The 18,498-nt window shown below is 45.0% G+C and carries 11 protein-coding genes; 7 read left to right on the top strand and 4 right to left on the bottom strand.

Annotated elements, in window-relative coordinates:
- Positions 1-314: 314 nt before the first annotated feature.
- Positions 315-1,364 carry a LysR family transcriptional regulator gene (locus tag CXF65_RS05625; protein WP_025652716.1) on the bottom strand — a complete coding sequence of 350 codons (1,050 nt, stop codon included), beginning with the start codon at positions 1,362-1,364 and terminating at the stop codon, positions 315-317.
- 256 nt (positions 1,365-1,620) lie between these two features.
- On the opposite strand from CXF65_RS05625, the gene CXF65_RS05620 reads away from it, so the two are divergent.
- Together CXF65_RS05620 and CXF65_RS05615 are read left to right on the top strand one after the other, a co-directional pair.
- Entirely contained in the window at positions 1,621-2,676 is a 1,056-nt protein-coding gene (locus tag CXF65_RS05620; RefSeq protein WP_101211338.1) for a hypothetical protein, read from the top strand.
- 254 nt (positions 2,677-2,930) lie between these two features.
- Positions 2,931-3,635, top strand: coding sequence for a hypothetical protein (locus CXF65_RS05615; RefSeq protein ID WP_101211337.1), 705 nt, complete (start codon positions 2,931-2,933; stop codon positions 3,633-3,635).
- 203 nt (positions 3,636-3,838) lie between these two features.
- Here CXF65_RS05615 and nirD read toward each other — a convergent pair whose 3' ends face one another.
- Positions 3,839-4,234, bottom strand: coding sequence for a nitrite reductase small subunit NirD (gene nirD / locus CXF65_RS05610; RefSeq protein WP_025652719.1), 396 nt, complete (start codon positions 4,232-4,234; stop codon positions 3,839-3,841).
- A gap of 103 nt (positions 4,235-4,337) precedes the next feature.
- Positions 4,338-6,926, bottom strand: coding sequence for a nitrite reductase large subunit NirB (nirB, locus tag CXF65_RS05605; protein WP_101211336.1), 2,589 nt, complete (start codon positions 6,924-6,926; stop codon positions 4,338-4,340).
- 591 nt (positions 6,927-7,517) lie between these two features.
- Between nirB and CXF65_RS05600 the strand changes: the two genes are divergently transcribed.
- From CXF65_RS05600 to cobA, 5 genes are all read left to right on the top strand, one after another.
- Entirely contained in the window at positions 7,518-9,029 is a 1,512-nt protein-coding gene (locus CXF65_RS05600; protein ID WP_101211335.1) for a NarK family nitrate/nitrite MFS transporter, read from the top strand.
- A gap of 2 nt (positions 9,030-9,031) precedes the next feature.
- A complete protein-coding gene (locus CXF65_RS05595; protein WP_101211334.1) occupies positions 9,032-11,065 on the top strand; it encodes a bifunctional protein-serine/threonine kinase/phosphatase in 2,034 nt (677 codons plus the stop codon).
- A 73-nt stretch (positions 11,066-11,138) separates the two neighbouring features.
- Entirely contained in the window at positions 11,139-12,689 is a 1,551-nt protein-coding gene (locus tag CXF65_RS05590) for an NAD(P)/FAD-dependent oxidoreductase (RefSeq protein WP_227523202.1), read from the top strand.
- Positions 12,686-16,063, top strand: a complete 3,378-nt coding sequence (locus CXF65_RS05585) for a molybdopterin-dependent oxidoreductase (RefSeq protein ID WP_101211333.1) — start codon at positions 12,686-12,688, stop codon at positions 16,061-16,063. Before CXF65_RS05590 ends, CXF65_RS05585 begins: the two co-directional genes overlap by 4 nt.
- Before the next feature lie 115 nt (positions 16,064-16,178).
- On the top strand, positions 16,179-17,090 hold the full coding sequence (gene cobA / locus CXF65_RS05580; protein ID WP_025652725.1) for a uroporphyrinogen-III C-methyltransferase: 912 nt from the start codon (positions 16,179-16,181) through the stop codon (positions 17,088-17,090).
- Between the two features lie 80 nt (positions 17,091-17,170).
- Here cobA and CXF65_RS05575 read toward each other — a convergent pair whose 3' ends face one another.
- Positions 17,171-18,121: an EamA family transporter gene (locus CXF65_RS05575; RefSeq protein WP_025652726.1), complete on the bottom strand. Its 951-nt coding sequence runs from the start codon at positions 18,119-18,121 to the stop codon at positions 17,171-17,173.
- Between the last annotated feature and the right edge of the window lie 377 nt (positions 18,122-18,498).

The raw sequence follows: 18,498 nt of genomic DNA, 5'->3' as shown, positions 1-18,498 counted from the left end.
ATGGTTAATACGGCAAATCATCACTTTCCTGTGTCAGTTTGCCAGTGATCATTAGAGAAGCGCTTTATACCATTTGCACAGCGCTTATGTTAAAACGCTAAATATAAAACGATTCATTTTGTATCGACTTTAGCATAACGATGCCGTACAGGAGAATGGTTATTAAAATTATTATTACTATTTGTTTGCATGTCCATTCTAGATAGTTAGCATAATAAGCGATTACTATCAAGTGTCAGGACTGATTATTTTTTGCGGTTCTTTATACCATAATAACTGGCTAATATCTGATAATTTCAGGCTATTCTTATCATTTACGGCATTGAGGTAAATTTTTGCTGCCGATAAGTGATACCGCGCTGCTCATAAACCTGATAGATAGCGCTTAACAGATCTGGGATTTTAGGATGTACAAAGTCTTTTAGCGTATGTAAATAGATAGGAGAGGTGACATTTTCGTGAATCAACCGCTGATAGCTGATTTGTTCCGTCCGCACTGTCTGTAGGCTAGCCGGCACTAAAGTAATGCCTTCACCAGCAGCAACCAAACCAAGAGCGACTTGCAAATCACTCACGGTGGTGGTCATAAAGGGAGAGATGCCATATTGAGCAAATAAATGCAGCAAAGGTTCGGTGATTGGCTCATTTATCAGTGAATGCTCGCTGTTAGGAATAGCGTGTGCTGCGCTACTTTTTGCATCAGTTGTGAACGTCGCTGCCGTCGATGTGCGTGATGTTTTGTTTGAGGTTACTAGGGTTTTGGCGACGGGCAAATGCGTTTGGTGATATAGAATCAAGCGATTATTTGCCAAATCTATCAGGCGCTGTTCACGCACATGCGCTAACGGATGCGCTTTAGGCAGCGCCACCACATAGCGCTCATGACGCAAGAGTATCTGTTGAATCCAAGGATCTTGATGCGCAAAACGACCAAACCCCACATCAATCTCACCATGCTTTAGCGCATCCATTTGCTGATACGAGCTGATATCTTTTAGATTAACCTCGATATCAGGGTTGGACTGTTTGAGGGTGGCGATTACTTCGGGTAGTAGACCATATAGCACCGAGGGTACAAAACCAATATTCAATGCTGCGCTCGGCGCTGATAAGCGCTGGGTCATACTGGTAACGGTATCAATCTCTGTCAATATGGCACTGATTTTATCGTAAAAAAACGCACCGGCTTCGGTCAAGTGTAGTGGTCTGTGATAACGATCTACCAATACCACGCCCATGTCTGTCTCAAGTTGCTTGATGACTCGGCTCAGACTGGGTTGCGATAGTCCTGTCTTGGCGGCAGCGGCGCTAAAACTGCGCAAATCGGCGATAGCAATAAAGGCGTTGAGCTGCTTTAGATCCATGTTGTTATACCTATTACTTTTTTACTCATTGTCTTATTTCTGTATTCATCAGCTACTTAAGAGAAAATAATACGCTATTGGCTATGTTTTGTACCAATAATACGCTCACCTAGCCAAATTATGTTTGAAGCTAAGTAAATGACTAACTATATTAGTGGTTAACGATAGTGTTACAATTTAGCAAGCAATTAGTATCACCCCCTTAATTCTAGCAGTTATCCCATATCAGTAGTATAAACGGGCTTGGTATCATTCTATGAACGACAAAAATAATGACAATAGTGCTGACCTTGAAGAAAAATTGGCTAAAATTGCTAATACCAAGCCACGTAAGCACAAACGCAGCAATAATATCTACGAGCGCTTCATCAATCGTGTTGGCAGTACAGATGAATGTAGTCAGACTGAGGGTAAATCCGACCAATTAACGGCATGGGAAAAAACGCAAAAATCCTCTAGCTATGAGCCTTTAAGTGCAGAAGAGTTACAGTTATTTGCCAGCTCAGAGGCTGAGCAAGAGATAAATGTTGCAGCCTCAAATACCACAACTACAGATATCAGTTTTGATTTTAGTAACGAAGAGTATGTCTTTAACAATAACTCTCCGCTAGAACATAATCAGCAATCATCAAATACAGACTCGTTCAATAACTATCATAGCTATAATTTGAATGAAGATTTGAATGAAGACTTAAACCTCGAACTAGACAGTAATCATATTGAACATACTAATGAGGTAATTGACTTAACATCTACTGATGATACAAGTGCTAATCCAGCTCATGGCGATGACACAATCCTTGAAAATAAGGGCATCGAAAATACAGTCGCTCCCGTTATTGAAGCGATTACAAAACCGCAGGGTAAGCTGGCAAGCAATAAAAAGCCGCTCATTATTGGTGTCGCTCTCGGCACATTATTGGCCGCAATTATTGTGCTCACTTTGAATGCTAGCGGCATTTTATCTGCCTTGACAGAAACGCCTGCTACTGATGCCTCTAAAAATATGGCGAGCGATGTCGAGGACAAAATAAATAATGATATTAATAGCAATGCTCAATCAGCAGCTCAGGCTAAAACTACCTTAAACAAGGCCGCAGTGGTTGATGCTGAGCAATCAACAGCTAGCAATGGCAATCAAACCGCCGCACCGCAAACAAATGCCGCCGCTAATAAAAATAGCAATACAGAGGAAGAGACAGAGCAGTCAATAGACGCATCTGCTGATGGCTCAAGTGGCGATCCAGCCATTACTTATGAGGACTTTAGGAAAGAGTCGCAACGTACATTATACCGTGAGGCCAATGATTGATAATTTTGAATCATTGGTTGGTTACTGTACTTACCCAAGATTTAGAATGTTCAAAACGCCCTAGCTTAAATAAAATTTTATCAGATATTAAAAAATAAACTTCCGTTTATATAAATTCAATATTTCGTACCGTTTGTCAGTCAGTTATAGCGCTCATACCAAAACAACTTGCATAGCATCAATACATTTGTATTATTGAATGTATTGATACGGTTATATACCGTTGTTGACAAGGATTGACTTGGTATTGAGCTATGGAAAGTACAGACAAAAAACACGATTTTGATGACAGTTTTAATGAATGTGTAGAGCTCAGCGAACACCCTGAACACCCTGATAGTGAGCTCAATATCAATACACGCTCGCGTATTGTTTACGAACAATATTTGAAAAAAACCATGCAAGACATGGTACATGAACCAGAGTATTGCTCAGAAAACCCACCATCAAAAACAGCAGATTGTGATACTTATACTTATCATCCCAATATAACAGCTATAGAGGCCGAGTCTGAGCAAACAACGACTTTTCCACCAATTCTCAATAAAACTCAATCATCCGTAGCAAGCACTACAAAATCAAGTACTACAAAACAACTAATAGGCAAGTCTCACAGCAACGTTAAGCTGGTCATTTTGACGGCGGTATCCAGCGCGGTCATTATTGCTGCTACCGTTTTGATGCTTGATATGAATGGTAGCTTAGTGTCTGCCTTTGATCGTGTAACGTCACTCAGTAAACAAACATCAATGACGAGCGCCAATGCGCCAGTCGTTGAGGCTGAGCCAATGGTAAAGACTCAAGAAAATAAGCATGGCAATAAAAAAGAGATAGACAAACAAAGTATCAAACCGAATACAGCAGTAAAAAATGAATCTGCCAGCACTGAGCCAGCGATTACCTATGAGGACTTTAGGGAAGAGGCAAAAAATACCTTATACCGTGACAGTAAAGAGTAAATCCACTTTTCATACTTACCGTATAGATGCACTTTTATCTTAGTTTGGTATTTGAGTGATAAAGTATTGACTATAATTAGTATAAGAAAATCCCCTTCACCTCTTAGGTGTAAGGGGCTGCAGAGAGTGAGTTTTAATGACCTTTAGTGACGTTATTATTTTATATCAATGGATGCTAAACTAAAAAGGCGCAAAGTCTATCGTTAGGCCATATCAATTTCTATGGTTGTCAGGCTTGAATCTTCTGATAATTGGTAAGTTACCACCACATCATCTTCATCACGCTCTACTTGATAAGTCGCAAGCTTTACCTCTGTATCATCCAAGCATTGACCAGTCACAAGATCAAAGCGCTGCTTATAAATAGGCGAGGCGACATAAAGTATCGACTCTCTAATACCGTCGTCGCTCGTCAGCGTCGTACCGCCGATCAGTCCTCTAGATAGAACGTTTGCTCGACTAAAAGGGTCGTAGTTATCAATGGCGAATAACTTGCCTTCTTTGGTACGAAAAATGGCAATTTGCTTGCCGTCAATAAGCGCGCAAACGCCAGTCTCAGGGAGGATGTCTTGCAGTTTACAAACGGTATGCTGGGTCATGGGATTATCCTTAGCGTTTGACTATGAGTAAATAGAAATCAGACTCTAAACACAGCCAGTTCTAAAAAGTGCTAGCGCTGTGTTTAAAGGAATAGGAGAGCATTTAAGCCAGTTCGGTCACTTGGATTTTGACTTTTTCAATATCCGTTGCGGGGCGAATCTGCGCGCGTTCATTGACAAAGACCACGTTATCATCTCCTTGTTCACTATTGACAAAATGACGGAAGCGTTTGAGCTTTTCGCTATCGGTAATGGTGGCTTGCCATTCGCAGACATAATTATCGACTAGCAGCTGCATTTGTGCTTCAAGCTCGTCCGCTATGCCTAAGCTGTCCTCAATAATGACCGCTTGTAGATACTCAAGTCCGCCTTCCAAACTTTCACGCCATTTTGAGGTGCGCTGCAGCTTATCGGCAGTTTTAATATAGAACATGATAATACGGTCGATATATTTGACCATCGTCTCGGTATCGAGGTCGGTGGCGAACAGCTCGCCATGGCGCGGGGTAATACCGCCGTTACCGCAGACGAATAAGTTCCAGCCGTTTTCGGTGGCGATCATGCCAAAGTCTTTGCTTTGCGCCTCGGCACACTCGCGCATACAGCCTGACACACCCATCTTAATCTTGTGCGGCGAGCGCACGCCTTTGTAGCGATCCTCGAGCCTAATCGCCAGACCCATACTGTCATCCACCCCGTATCGGCACCAGTCATTACCGACACAAGACTTGACGGTACGTAGCGACTTACCATAGGCATGACCGGTCTCAAAGCCAGCGGCTACCAGTTGTGTCCAGATATCAGGCAACTGCTCCATACGCGCGCCAAATAGATCTACGCGCTGACCACCGGTGATTTTGGTATATAAGTTAAACTCTTTGGCGACTTGCCCAAGAATGATAAGCTTATCGGCAGTAATCTCGCCGCCCGGTACTCTTGGTACCACTGAATAGGTGCCGTCCTTTTGGATATTACCCAGATAATAGTCATTGCTGTCTTGTAGCGGGGTCAGCTCAGGTTTGAGTACGTAATCATTCCAGCATGACGATAAAATAGAGGCGACGGTTGGTTTGCAAATCTCGCAGCCATGACCACTGCCATGTTCGGTGAGTAGCGCATCAAAGGTTCGAATACCATGCACCCGAATTAAGCTATATAACTCCTGACGGGAGTAGGCAAAATGCTCGCACAAGTCGTTATTGACCTCAAAGCCTAAGGTAGTTAATTGGTAGCCTAAAGTGTCCTTAACCATGGGCGCACAGCCACCGCAGCCCGTGCCAGCATTAGTGACCGCTTTGACATCGCCAATCGAGTAGGCACCATTGTCGACTGCAGCGCAGATAGCGCCTTTGGTGACGTTATAACAAGAGCAAATCGTTGCCGTATCAGGCAGGTTTTCTATACCCATCGTCGGTTTTTCGACATTAGGCAGTATCAAACTCTCAGGATGAGCGGGCAAGTCGATATCATTGAGATACAGCTGCAATAAATTATTATAATCCTCAGTATCACCAACCAATACCGCACCAAGCAGGCGTTTGTTATCAGCGGTCGTGACCAGCTTTTTGTAAATGCCCTCTGCTGGGTTTTGATACAGATAACTCAATCCGCCCTCTGTAATACCATGCGCATCGCCAATACTACCAACATCGACGCCCATGAGTTTGAGCTTGGTGCTCATATCAGCGCCTATAAATACTTGTTCACTGTGACCTGCGATTTGAGCGGCGCAAATGCTCGCCATACTGTAGCCCGGCGCGACCAAACCAAACACTTTATTGTCCCATACCGCACATTCGCCAATGGCATAAACGTGCTCAGCATTGGTGCGACAGTGCTCATCAATTAAGATACCACCGCGTGCGCCCATCTCAATACCGCAATCAGGGTTGCTCTTTATAATATCGTCTTGCGGACGAATACCTGCGCTAAAGACAATCATATCGGTATCGAGCGAGGTATCATCGGTAAATTGCATGGTCAGATGACACGCATCAGCGCCGTCAGTATTTGGATTGGCTATTATCTCTTTGGTGTTTTTACCTGTCAAAACCGTGACACCGAGCGCTTCGATTTTACGTTTTAAAATATCACCACCAGCGGCATCAAGCTGAACACCCATCAGCTGCGGCGCAAATTCTACAACATACGTCTCTAGTCCTAAGGTAACCAAGGCTTTGGCTGCTTCTAAACCGAGTAGACCACCGCCCACCACCACACCTTTTTTGACTTTGGGCAATTGGGCAATAGCCAATATCTCATCCAAATCCGCAATAGTGCGATAAACGTGGCAGTGCGGATGATCGCGTCCTGCGATAGGCGGCACAAATGGGTAGGAGCCTGTGGCCAGTACCAGCTCGCTATACTCAATCTGCTCACCATCTTCTGTGGTAATAGATTGGGCGCTTGAGTCAATATTAACAATGCGTTGATTGAGATGCAGTTCGATATTTGATGACTTGTAAGCGCTAAGATCAACTAAATTAAGCTTGCCAGCATCTTTGTGCTCAAAATAGCTGGATAGATAAACGCGGTCATAAGCAGGGCGATCCTCTTCAGCGAATACATGAATCTCAAAACGCTCATGTAGGCCTTGTTCTATGGCGCGTTCAACGAAATGGTGCCCGACCATACCGTTACCGATGACGACTAGCTTAGGCTTACTGGTTGTATTCATTGCTGTGTTACTCATACATTTATCCTCAATAAAGGGTTGTCTAAATATTGCGGTCTAACGGTTGTGACGAAGAGTAATATTTAGTGCCTACCTCCATTACTGATTCAATAACTGTGCCAAGCACCAAAGGTGCGCGCAGCTTCTTCCCTTTATGAGTCGCTAATAATGTGAGGATGAGTGCAGTGCACCTAGTCTGTTTATAAGTAATCAAAGCGCTAAAAGCCCTAAAAGAGATTGGGATAATAAAGAGTGGCTAAAAACGACTACGCTTTAAAAAGTGGCAACAGCGTTCAGTTATGCACCAAAATAGATGACGTGATGCACCATATTGATTACTAATGGCGCTATTAGTATTTTTTATTGATATAACCGAATCAAGATAGTTTTTATTATTAATGAAATATAGTTAATCTTTTCATTAAGGCTTGAATGTCTTTGATAGCAAGGCGTAGACCCTTTTATTTATAATTAGGATATATAACGATAATCACCACTAAGTCTTCTACTGGCACAGCCATTGCACCGCCCTAAGTGTTCTAACTGATAAGTTTTTTCACCATTACTTATTATGACAACTGTAAAGTTAGCCACTTAAGGAACTCGTTTATGTCATCATCGCCAACCTCTAAATCTGCTGTGCCAACACAAGATAAGCTCAATATTTTCTCCTTTAAAGATAAAAATAAGATTCTACATTTAGGCTGGATCGCTTTTTTCTTAACCTTTTTTGTCTGGTTCAACCACGCGCCTTTTTTGTCTGCCATTGGTGAGACCTTGAATTTGAGCAAAGATCAAATCAAAACTTTGCTGATATTGAACGTCGCGCTCACCATACCTGCCCGCGTCATTATCGGTATGCTGACTGATCGCTTTGGGCCACGACTCGTCTACACCGCCATTTTAGCTATTGGCGCGATTCCCTGTTTTACCTTTGCTTTTGCGCAAGATTACAACACTCTTGCCTTGTCTCGGTTCTTGCTAGGCTTCGTTGGGGCAGGCTTTGTAGTGGGTATTCGCTTGATGAGCGATTGGTTCCCTGCCAGTGAGCTGGGGACGGCTGAAGGCATTTATGGCGGCTGGGGTAACTTTGGTTCCGCTGCGGCTGCATTGCTACTACCAACGGTTGCTATTGCTGCCGCTGCTATATTAGGCGGTGATGAAGGCTGGCGTTATGCGACGGCCACCTCGGGGGTGGTGATGATGCTGTATAGCGTGATTTTTTATAAGATGGTGCGTGATACGCCCAAGGGTGCCACCTATTTTAAACCCAAAAAATCTGGCGCGATGATGGTGACCTCAACCGGCGATTTTTGGCTGATGATGACCTTTAAGCTACCGATGTATTTGGCATTAGCACTCTTAGCGTGGAAGCTATCACCAGAGGGTGTCAGCTTACTCAGTCAGGCGACTGTGAACATAGTCTATATCGGTCTGACCCTGCTATTTATTTATGAGTTTGTCAGCAGTTACCGCTTTAATAAAGAGGTATTTACGACGCCGGTGCCAAAAGCGCAGCGTTATGATTTCAAGCAAGTGGGTATTTTAAACATTTTATACTTTGCCACCTTTGGCTCGGAGCTGGCGGTGGTGTCTATGTTGCCGCTGTTTTATCAAGAGACCTTTAATCTATCGATTGTCATGGCAGGGGTGCTCGCCTCAAGTTACGCCTTTATGAATCTGATGTCGCGTCCGGGCGGTGGCTGGCTAAGTGATAAGTTTGGGCGCAAGATTACCCTACTGATTTTGACCGCAGGACTAGCAGTCGGCTATGTACTGATGGGTATTGTCGACTCGACGTGGCCGATTGCACTGGCGCTACTCATCACCATGTTTTGCTCGTTCTTTGTACAAGCCGGCGAGGGCGCAGTCTTTGCGGTCATTCCGCTGATCAAGCGCAGTATGACCGGACAATTCGCGGGCATGACAGGGGCATATGGCAATGTCGGCTCAGTGGTTTATCTGACCGTACTCAGCCTCGTCTCCTACCAAGCGTTCTTCTTTGTCATTGCGGCAACCGCCGTGGTTGGATTCATAGCGCTATTCTTTTTAAAAGAACCTGAAGGCGTGATTGTTGAAGAGATGCCTGACGGTAGTTTTGCGCAGATTCAGGTAAGCTAACTATGCAAAAAGATACAACGCTAAACGCTCAAAGTATAGATACAACGAGCCATGACGGTGCGCATGAAGCACTGTGGTGGCTGGATTTTTATACGACAAAAGGACGTAAAGCTGAAAACCAAGACAGCTTGCTGGTGACCACTTGTCTGCCATATCGCAAGATAGCTGAGACTATTGGTATCAATAACCAGCATTATCACGCCCCTTTATTGGTATTGATAGCCGATGGCGTTAGCGCTTGTCAGTTTCCCAAACAGGCCAGTCGATTGGTGGTTAATACGGTGGCTCATCACCTGACTTTAGCGCTTGAAAACACGCTGCTTGATAAAACAGTATCGACAAGCTTTGATGATCATCAAATCGCTAGCCTAATTAAAATAGCGGTGAACAAAGCCAACGATGCGCTGTATTTCCCGCAGGTTCATCAGCGCGTACCGCCTTTGTTGTCCACTTTGTCAGGTCTGCTATGCATCGGCGATCGCATCCATTTATTCCATACGGGAGATTCGCGCATTTATCGTATCGATAGCAATAGCTCGACAGTGCTGACCAAAGACCACCGTATCCATCGTGGTCTAGATAAAGGGGCGCTGTCTGCGGCTATCGGCGCAGATATGTACATTGAGCTGCAGCAGTCGGTGTTTACCTTGCATCAAGAGGAATGTCTGGCACTAATGACCGATGGCGTCTATGAGTCTATTAACGACGCAGAGCTTGAGTTTGAGCTGTGTACAGCAGCACGAGCGCTAGGTACATCAATGGAGACGTCAAAGCTGGCGGCTGATATTTCTATCAGTCAAAACCTATGCGAGCAGGCGTTTAATGACGGCAGTCATGACAATTTAACGATGATAATACTCGGTATAAAGGCGCAATTACTCCATAAAAAAAAGACAGGCGACGGTGATCATACTAACGACAGTAGTGACAATGTAAATAATGACAATGGTAATAATGACCCGTTTGCCCTTCACGATATCTATCGTTATCAGTTATTAACGGGCTTAGACGTTGGCGCACGGATCGATGGCTTCATAGTCGTTGAGGTGATAGCGCGTACGGCTCGTAGCGAAGTGTATTTAGTCGAGGACGAGTATAAACGGACATTCGTTATCAAGTCCCCAAGCCTAAATACTGTAGCAGATGGCAATTATCTACGCGAGTTTTTAAAGGAGCGCAGCATAGGGCTTAGCCTATCCAAACATAAGCGAGCAGGCGAGAGCGCTTATAATCAAGCTGACCCTAATACCTTTACAGACACGCATAGCGCATCAAATTACAAAGCCGGTTTAAGCAAAAACCTAGCACATAGTGTGTCAGGCTTGCTGCGCTATTATCCTGTGCCTGCCAGCAGCCACTATCTGTATCACTTGACTGAATACATTGAAGGCGAGAGTCTAAGAGCTTTTATTGATCGTCACGCACCGTGTGATGTGTGGCAAACTTATGATTTACTCACCAAGATCGGTATGGCAGTGCGAGTGATGCATCGGCACTACCTGTTGCATCAAGATATCAAACCTGAAAACATCCTAATAAGCGCTGATGGTGCGATCAAACTGATTGATTTTGGTTCGGCAAGCTCCTCAATACTCAAAGACAGCACCAGACCTCCCAACGGCGATCTACATTACGCTGCACCAGAATATTACAGCGATGCACCAAAAGGAGTGCACTCTGATCTATTCTCTATAGCGGTGATTGGTTACGAGCTGCTAACTGGCACTCGTCCTTTTAGCTCGCAAGCACTCATGAATGCGACTCAAACCAACCAGACCTTAATCCTGCCGACCGAACGTTTACGCAAGTACCGTGTACCCGCTGCTAGCCAGCAAGCGTTATTGCGTGCGCTGCATCCTAATACCCAAGCTCGCTACCAAGCGATTGGCGAATTCCTACAGGATTTTAACCCTGATAATGCTAGCAATACTAGTGAGCCTGAACCGCTTATTGTCCGCCGTCCACTACTGGTATGGCATAGCATTTGCTTTATTGAGTTTGTACTCATTTTATCGCTGTTGGCTTATTTCACATAAGGTGAGCTTTAACCAAAAATGATATGACACGCTATATATTTACTACTGTACATTGCAGCTAAGGAATACTCTTATGATGTCGTCATTGGTATCAAATGATCAAGCACCACTTACAACTAAGAACTGCCAGAAGTCCAAAACCACACTACATGCTAGTGCTGACAGTACAGGCATCGTCATCATTGGTGCGGGTATGGCAGGCAGCCGTTTTGCTATTGAGCTGGCGCGCGCCCGGCTGCAAACGGCGTCGGAAAATTCAAGCTCTTTACCGATAACGCTTATCAGCAAAGAGCAACACGTAGGCTACAATCGTATTATGCTGTCCCCTGTACTAGCAGGCGATACCGTGTTTGAGGATACTTATCTTTACGACCAAGCAGAGTATGAGCAGCTTGGTATCACTGTGCTTGCAGGTGTCAGCGTCGATGCGATTGATAGCGCTCAGCAGTTAATAGAATTGGATAATGGGCAGACGCTAACTTATGCCAAGCTAGTACTAGCAACAGGTTCGAGCGCGCGTGTTATTCCTTTTCCCAATCATGATGCTATAGGCGTTCACGTCTTTCGTGAGGTCGCCGATGTTAAGGCGCTCAGCCAGTATGCGCGTCAAGCTAAGATAGGGATAGTCATTGGTGGCGGAGTCTTAGGGCTGGAGGCGGCTTGTGCATTAACCGCACAGGGGGCGTCGATGACCGTTGTACACATGGATGACTATGTACTTAACCGTCAACTTGATTTGCCTGCTGCTACCTTATTGCAAGCAGAACTGGTCTCTCGCGGTATCAGGCTAGAAGTCTCGGCTATTACCGAACGTATAGTGACGACAGCCAGCAAGGTCTGCGGGTTATTGCTACAAGACGGGCGCACCTTGCCTGCTGACTTTATCGTAATGGCAGTAGGCGTCGTGCCAAATGTAGCACTGGCAAAGGGCAGTGGTCTTGAGGTCAATCGCGGCATTATCGTTGATAATTATATGCGCACTAGTTGCCCCAATGTTTATGCTATTGGCGAATGTGTGGAGCTGGACGGTGAGCTGTTTGGGATGGTCGCGCCCGTCAATCAGCAAGTCGATACTTTGGTTTCTGTATTAAAGGGCGCTTTATTAAAAGATACTGTATTAGAAAAAACCCTATCAAAAAATACTGTGCTTAAGGACTCTGTGTTAAAAGACGAAGGGATAGTAGTTAACAGCTCAGAGCCCAAAAAAAACTGGCAGCCCTTTATTAGCAAACCTTTATCATTAAAACTAAAGGTATCTGGTATCAGTGCTTTTTCAGCAGGACAAGTTGATTTTGATGAAAGTGATGCCTTAAATATAGAAACCATCACCTATCAGCAAACCAGCATCAACCACTATCACCGCCTCTACTTGCGAGACAACAAGCTCGTCGGCGCGGTACTCTACGGTGAGGTAAATGAAGGCGGTTTTTACAGTGAACTGGTTAACAGTAGCACTGATATTACAGCGATAAGAGAGCATTTAATCTATGGTGCGGCCTACTGTGATCTAAAAAAAATAACGGCCAATAGCGACGCTAACAATGAAAATATAGATGTGACGCTTACTACTAAGATAAACAATGATGGCCAATCAGATTTACGAAATACAGGAGTCGCATCATGAGTGATTTGGTTTTAGATAATAAATCAAACGTCAATCAAGTGCCAAAGACGCCTATCCGCTTACCTGATAAGCTCTTAACTGATAACCTCGTTAAAACGCCACCTACTGACCCCTTAAAAACCTCTCGCATTGCGACTTATACTGAAGAATCTACCTCTACTATACGTACTACCTGTCCTTATTGCGGCGTAGGCTGCGGGGTCTTAGCTCGGGTTGATACGGCTGGCACTATCAGTGTAACAGGCGACCCTGAGCATCCTGCCAATTTTGGCAAATTGTGCTCAAAGGGCAGTGCGCTGGCACAAACGCTGGGAGTTGAGCACCGATTGACTGAGCCTTATTATCAAAACAAGCTGATGTCTATGCAACGACAACAGGCTATACCAATAGCGCCATTAGATATAGCTTCTAGTAATAAAGCTATAAACGCATCTGCGACAAAAGCGCTCATAGAAAATACGGATTGGGACACGGTATTAGAAGATATTGCTCAGCGCCTAAATGACACTATTACCAAACATGGTCGAGACAGCATTATGTTCTATGTCTCAGGGCAGCTATTGACTGAAGATTATTATGTCGCCAATAAATTTATCAAAGGCTTTATCGGTAATAACAATATCGATTCTAACTCCCGTCTATGTATGTCATCAGCGGTGGCAGGACACAAACGTGCGTTTGGCGCTGATATCGTCCCCAGTAACTACGAGGATTTGGAAGCTTGCGATTTATTGGTGCTAGTCGGCTCCAATATGGCTTGGTGTCACCCTATATTGTTCGGGCGTTTCCTTACTGCCAAAAAAGCGGATGCTAATAAAAAACTTATAGTCATTGACCCGCGCCGTACTGACTCTTGCGAGTTTGCAGATTTACATTTGCCTATCGCTGCGGGCACCGATACGCATTTATACAATGGACTACTGCATTATCTTAGCGAGCAAGAATGCGCAGATGAGGCTTATCTTGAGTATGCGAGCGGTGTTGATGACGCTTTGAGTGCGGCTAAAACATGGAGCATTGAGAAAGTGGCAAGCGCTTGCCAAGTCAGTATCCAAAGTATTCGCCAGTTCTATCAGCTAGTCGCTAGCCATGATAAGACAGTGACCGCGTTTAGTATGGGCGTCAACCAGTCCAAAAGCGGCACTGACAAGGTCAATGCCATTATCAATACCCATCTACTGACAGGGCGGGTCGGCAAAGTAGGGGCTAGTCCGTTTTCACTTACTGGTCAGCCAAACGCCATGGGCGGGCGTGAGGTCGGTGCGCTATCCAATCTATTAGCCGCGCATCTAGAGTTGAATAACAGCGTACATCGGCAATGGGTAGCTGACTTTTGGCAAACGCCGCAGCCTATAGCACCAACAGCGGGTATCCAAGCTTGCGATGCTGCAGAGGCGATTTTGGATGGACGTATCAAAGCCATTTGGATTATGGCGACCAATCCTGTGGTGAGCTTACCTGAAGCCGACAGATTTCGCCAAGCGCTCGCTCACTGCGATTTGGTTATTGTGTCTGATTGCTCGGTAGACAGTGATACGGTGCACTGCGCGGATATTGTCTTGCCAGCGCAAGGTTGGGGTGAGAAATCAGGTACAGTGAGCAACTCTGAGCGGCGTATCTCACGCCAACGCACCTTGATGCCTGCGCTCGGTCTTGCCAAGCCCGACTGGTGGATACTCTCGAAAGTCGCTACGCGTATGGGGCTGGCAGGCTTTAATTATCAGCATCCTAGCGAGATATTCAATGAGCATATAGCCCTGACTGCCTTTAAGAATGATTTTAGCCAGCCTGCATCTTCAACCAATCAACCGCGCTATCTGAATGTAGCAAAAGATTTGTCAGTGATGCATGTTAGCTCAAAGCTAGATAGTCATCATAAGAGCCAAAAGACCATCTTACCTTTCTTAAGTCATGACGACTATGAAACCATGACGCCCTTTCAATGGGGCGGTGCGCGCATCGTGCCCCTGCAAGCCAACCTTATCGCTATCACGCCAGCCGCCAAGGCCAGCTTGCCCAATCTGCATCAGTATCGCTCAAAATCAAAAGTGAATAATAAGAAAAGCGATAACAGGAGCGCTACTTCTGAGTCTGATAGTGATAAATTACTGACGGTACCTCTACGACTAATTACCGGCAGACTACGCGATCAGTGGCATACCATGACGCGTACGGGACTGGCGTCGCAGCTCAATCAGCATGAGTCAGTACCGACGCTAACCCTGCATCCCGATGATGCCAAAAAACTCAGTATCGATAAGGATGATTATGTGCAGTTGCATCCTCGCTATGAAAGTAGGGAAAAAGATAGTGAGTCGATTGATGCAAATGAGCACGCTAAGGTACTGGCACAAGTCGCCATCAGCGATAGTATGCGCATCGGTGATGGCTTTATGCCGATGCACTGGAGCGATGCTTTTGCTAGCTTTGCCCGCGTAGGTACGCTCATTCCAACCGTAGTCGATCCGCATTCAGGGCAGCCTGAGCTTAAAAACTCAGCCATTTTTATCAGTCGCGTACCGATGCAGACGCTTGGCAAGATTTTGGTGCATCCTAATCTCCAAGACGCCATGCTGGTGCATTTGCAGGCTATAAACAGTCGTCTTGCGCAACAACAGCGAGACCAATTATCAGAGCAAGCATCGTTTTCAAATTTAAATACAGAGAATGATTCGTCCTATTTAGTATTGCCAGCGCTGACATGGAGTATCAGTCGGCAAGTAAATAGTGTCTTAATTACTTTAGCTAGTCCAATTAATAACGTTGTCGAACAATTACTCGACCCTAACTTTTGGCAACAGTTTATCGACACCTATCAACATGATCTAACAGATAAATTGTTGCTTAATAGCGCTTTTACCCTTAATCAACTGGCAGGACAACTGCGTTTTATCTCAACGCAATCGGATACGAGTAATGTAGAGATAGATGGTCGCACACCAGATATTATCAGCGCTACAAGTGCTACAAAAGATAACGTCCAACTACTGCTCGTGGCTTACTTCGCTCCAGAAATGACGCAACTGCCGAGCAGTCATTGGCTCGATAGCTGCTTTGCCAGTACCGAGGCGATACCCGTTGATCAGCACTATAAGTGGCTGCTCGCAGGTCGTCCAGCCACAGGTTATATCGACCCAGGTCCATTGGTATGCTCGTGTATGGCAGTCGGAGAAAATATCATTATTAATGCAATTACCAATGAGCAGTGTCGTAGCGCGCAAGCGGTTGGCAACGCTTGCCGAGCGGGTACCAACTGTGGCTCATGTATCAGTCAGATTAATGAATTGATCGCACAGTACGCGCATAGTACGCGCCACTTATGCAAACTTAGAGAGGCAAATGGCACATCACTTGCAACTGATAAGTACTACTAATGGTAAGTCAGTTACCGTTTAAAAGGACTGTTATCAGGGCAACCAAGTCATTCAAGTTATTTGTTCGTCAAGTATTCACTTTGCTGTATTCATACTGTTATTAGGAGCTATCGCCATGAGTCATTCATCTGTATTTGTTCCAAACCTTGCAACCCATAATTTGGCGAATCAAAATTGTGCTCAAAATGCTAATTCATTAAATAGACAAGACTCTGTATGTACAGGCGTAGTCTATTTAGTTGGCGCAGGCTCGGGTGATCCTGAGCTATTAACGCTAAAAGCCTTGCGTGTGATGCAGCGGGCAGACGTCGTACTCTATGACAGTTTGGTCTCGGAGGATATTTTAGATATGTGCGCGCCGAGCGCCGAAAAGATATTCGTCGGTAAACGCAGATCCAATCATGCCTTACCGCAAGAAGGCATCAACGAGCTACTCGTTAAGCATGCGCTGGCAGGCAAAACAGTCGTCAGACTCAAAGGCGGCGACCCTTTTATCTTTGGGCGCGGCGGTGAGGAGCTCCAAGAAGTCGTGCGCCACGGCATTCGCTTTGAGTCTATCCCCGGCATCACGGCCGCCAGTGCCGCTGCGAGCCGAGCAGGTATCCCATTGACCCATCGCGATCATGCGCAGTCTGTCAAGTTTGTCACTGCTTGCAAAAAGGCAGGCGCGCCTAACAACGACTATCATGAGCATCTAGATAGCACGCAAACGGTGGTGTTTTATATGGGTTTGCATCGGTTAGATGAGATGACTCAGGGATTGATGGCTGCAGGTCGCGACAGCGAGACGCCTTTTGCTATTATTAGCCATGCCAGCTTACCCACGCAGCAGTTACTTATCGGCACGCTTGGCAATATTTCTAGTCAGCAAGCGAGCGCGAATTTGCCAACCCCTGCGCTTTTAATTATGGGCGATGTGGTGACCTTATATCATGAGTTTGCCGCCTACAATCTTGGCGCTTTGGGTAAAAGTGTATTTGCTAACATTGAAAACACTGTAACGACTAAAATTACGGAGGTAACTTAATCAGCTGTCCTGCACGAAAACAGTGCGTAGACAAAAGATAATAATAGTATCGGCATTCATGATTTTTTATTAATAGTGGCTTAAGTTTTAGCAGCTTTTCTTCCCAGTCCCATCTTCACATTTGCCAATATCAGTCCGGATAAAATGAGCGTCATCGCCAGCATTTTCCACCACGTTACTATCTCTCCTGTGAACAGCACTGAAGTTGCCATACCGAATACAGGCACCAGTAGGGCAAAGGGCATAACCTTAGAGGCTATATTTTGCGCCAGTAGATGCGCCCATAGTCCAAAGCCAATCAGGGTTGAGATATAGACAATAAACCCAAGCGATAGCCAAGACTTAATCGATGCCTGCGTAAATGTCGCAAGCTGCCATGCTTCGGTCTCGAATAGTAGAGATGATAACGTCAAAATCACACAAGCGATCAGACCGCCCCATACTACCAGTGCTAGCGCAGACAGTGCCGATGTCTTATTTGAAGCTTTATTATTGCTATTAATAGGCGAGGTAGTAGAGGTGTTACTAATGCTTTGCTGTGTTGAGGCTTGTTTTGAAGCAATATTGCCAAAGCTCCAACCTATGGCCGCAATCAAGATACAGATAAAACCAATCAAAGGCATATCACCGCCGAGATTGAGTGCAATGACACCCAGTCCTAGCACACCGACCACCATACCGATGATTTGCATGCGACTCACCGCTTCACCCAGTATGACAAAAGCCAGTAATACGGTGATAAAAATCTGAACCTGTAGCAATAACGCCGTCAATCCTGCCGATGCACCCAAATGCATGGCGGTGAATACAAAGGCATATTGCATGACAAAGGTACCGATGGCATAAATAAATAGCGTACGGTTGAATTTAGGTGGCTTGAGGAACAAAACCAACGGCACGGCAGTAAAGAAAAAGCGTAGGGCAGTGAGCATTAGTGGTGGAAAGCTTTCAAGCGCCCATGCAATAAAGGTAAAATTCACACCCCATATAAAGGTAACCAATACGGCTAAGGCAATGTGGATTGGGGTCATCAGATTATCCTAAATAATGATTATTAATTGACACTAAATTGTTGAGTTTGGGCGTGATGGAATTGACCAGTACAAATACAGCCTATGCCGTATGCTGCCGTCAAATTTTACAGTTAAACACACTAATCCTTGTTTAGACTCTAAATCGCAATCAATCGATTATACTCAAACTAGGGCGTGTCCTCATTTTGACGATGTTTGGCAAGATTTACCTCATTTTTATCGCCATTTAGATTGCTATCGGTTGAACTGAGGACACGCCCTAGAGCGACTTAAGAGCTTATCACTTCCCTTAATAGTCAATAAAAAAGCAGACATCATAATCGATATCTGCTTTTTTGTATTTCAAAGTCGCTTTTTAAGTCATTATTTTTAAG

Origin of the sequence: Psychrobacter sp. Sarcosine-3u-12 (genome assembly GCF_002836005.1) — a bacterium.
In the GTDB taxonomy this organism is placed as follows: Bacteria; Pseudomonadota; Gammaproteobacteria; order Pseudomonadales; family Moraxellaceae; genus Psychrobacter; species Psychrobacter okhotskensis.
Note: the sequence above shows the minus strand (reverse complement) of the source record. Positions and strands in the feature narration are given on the sequence as shown.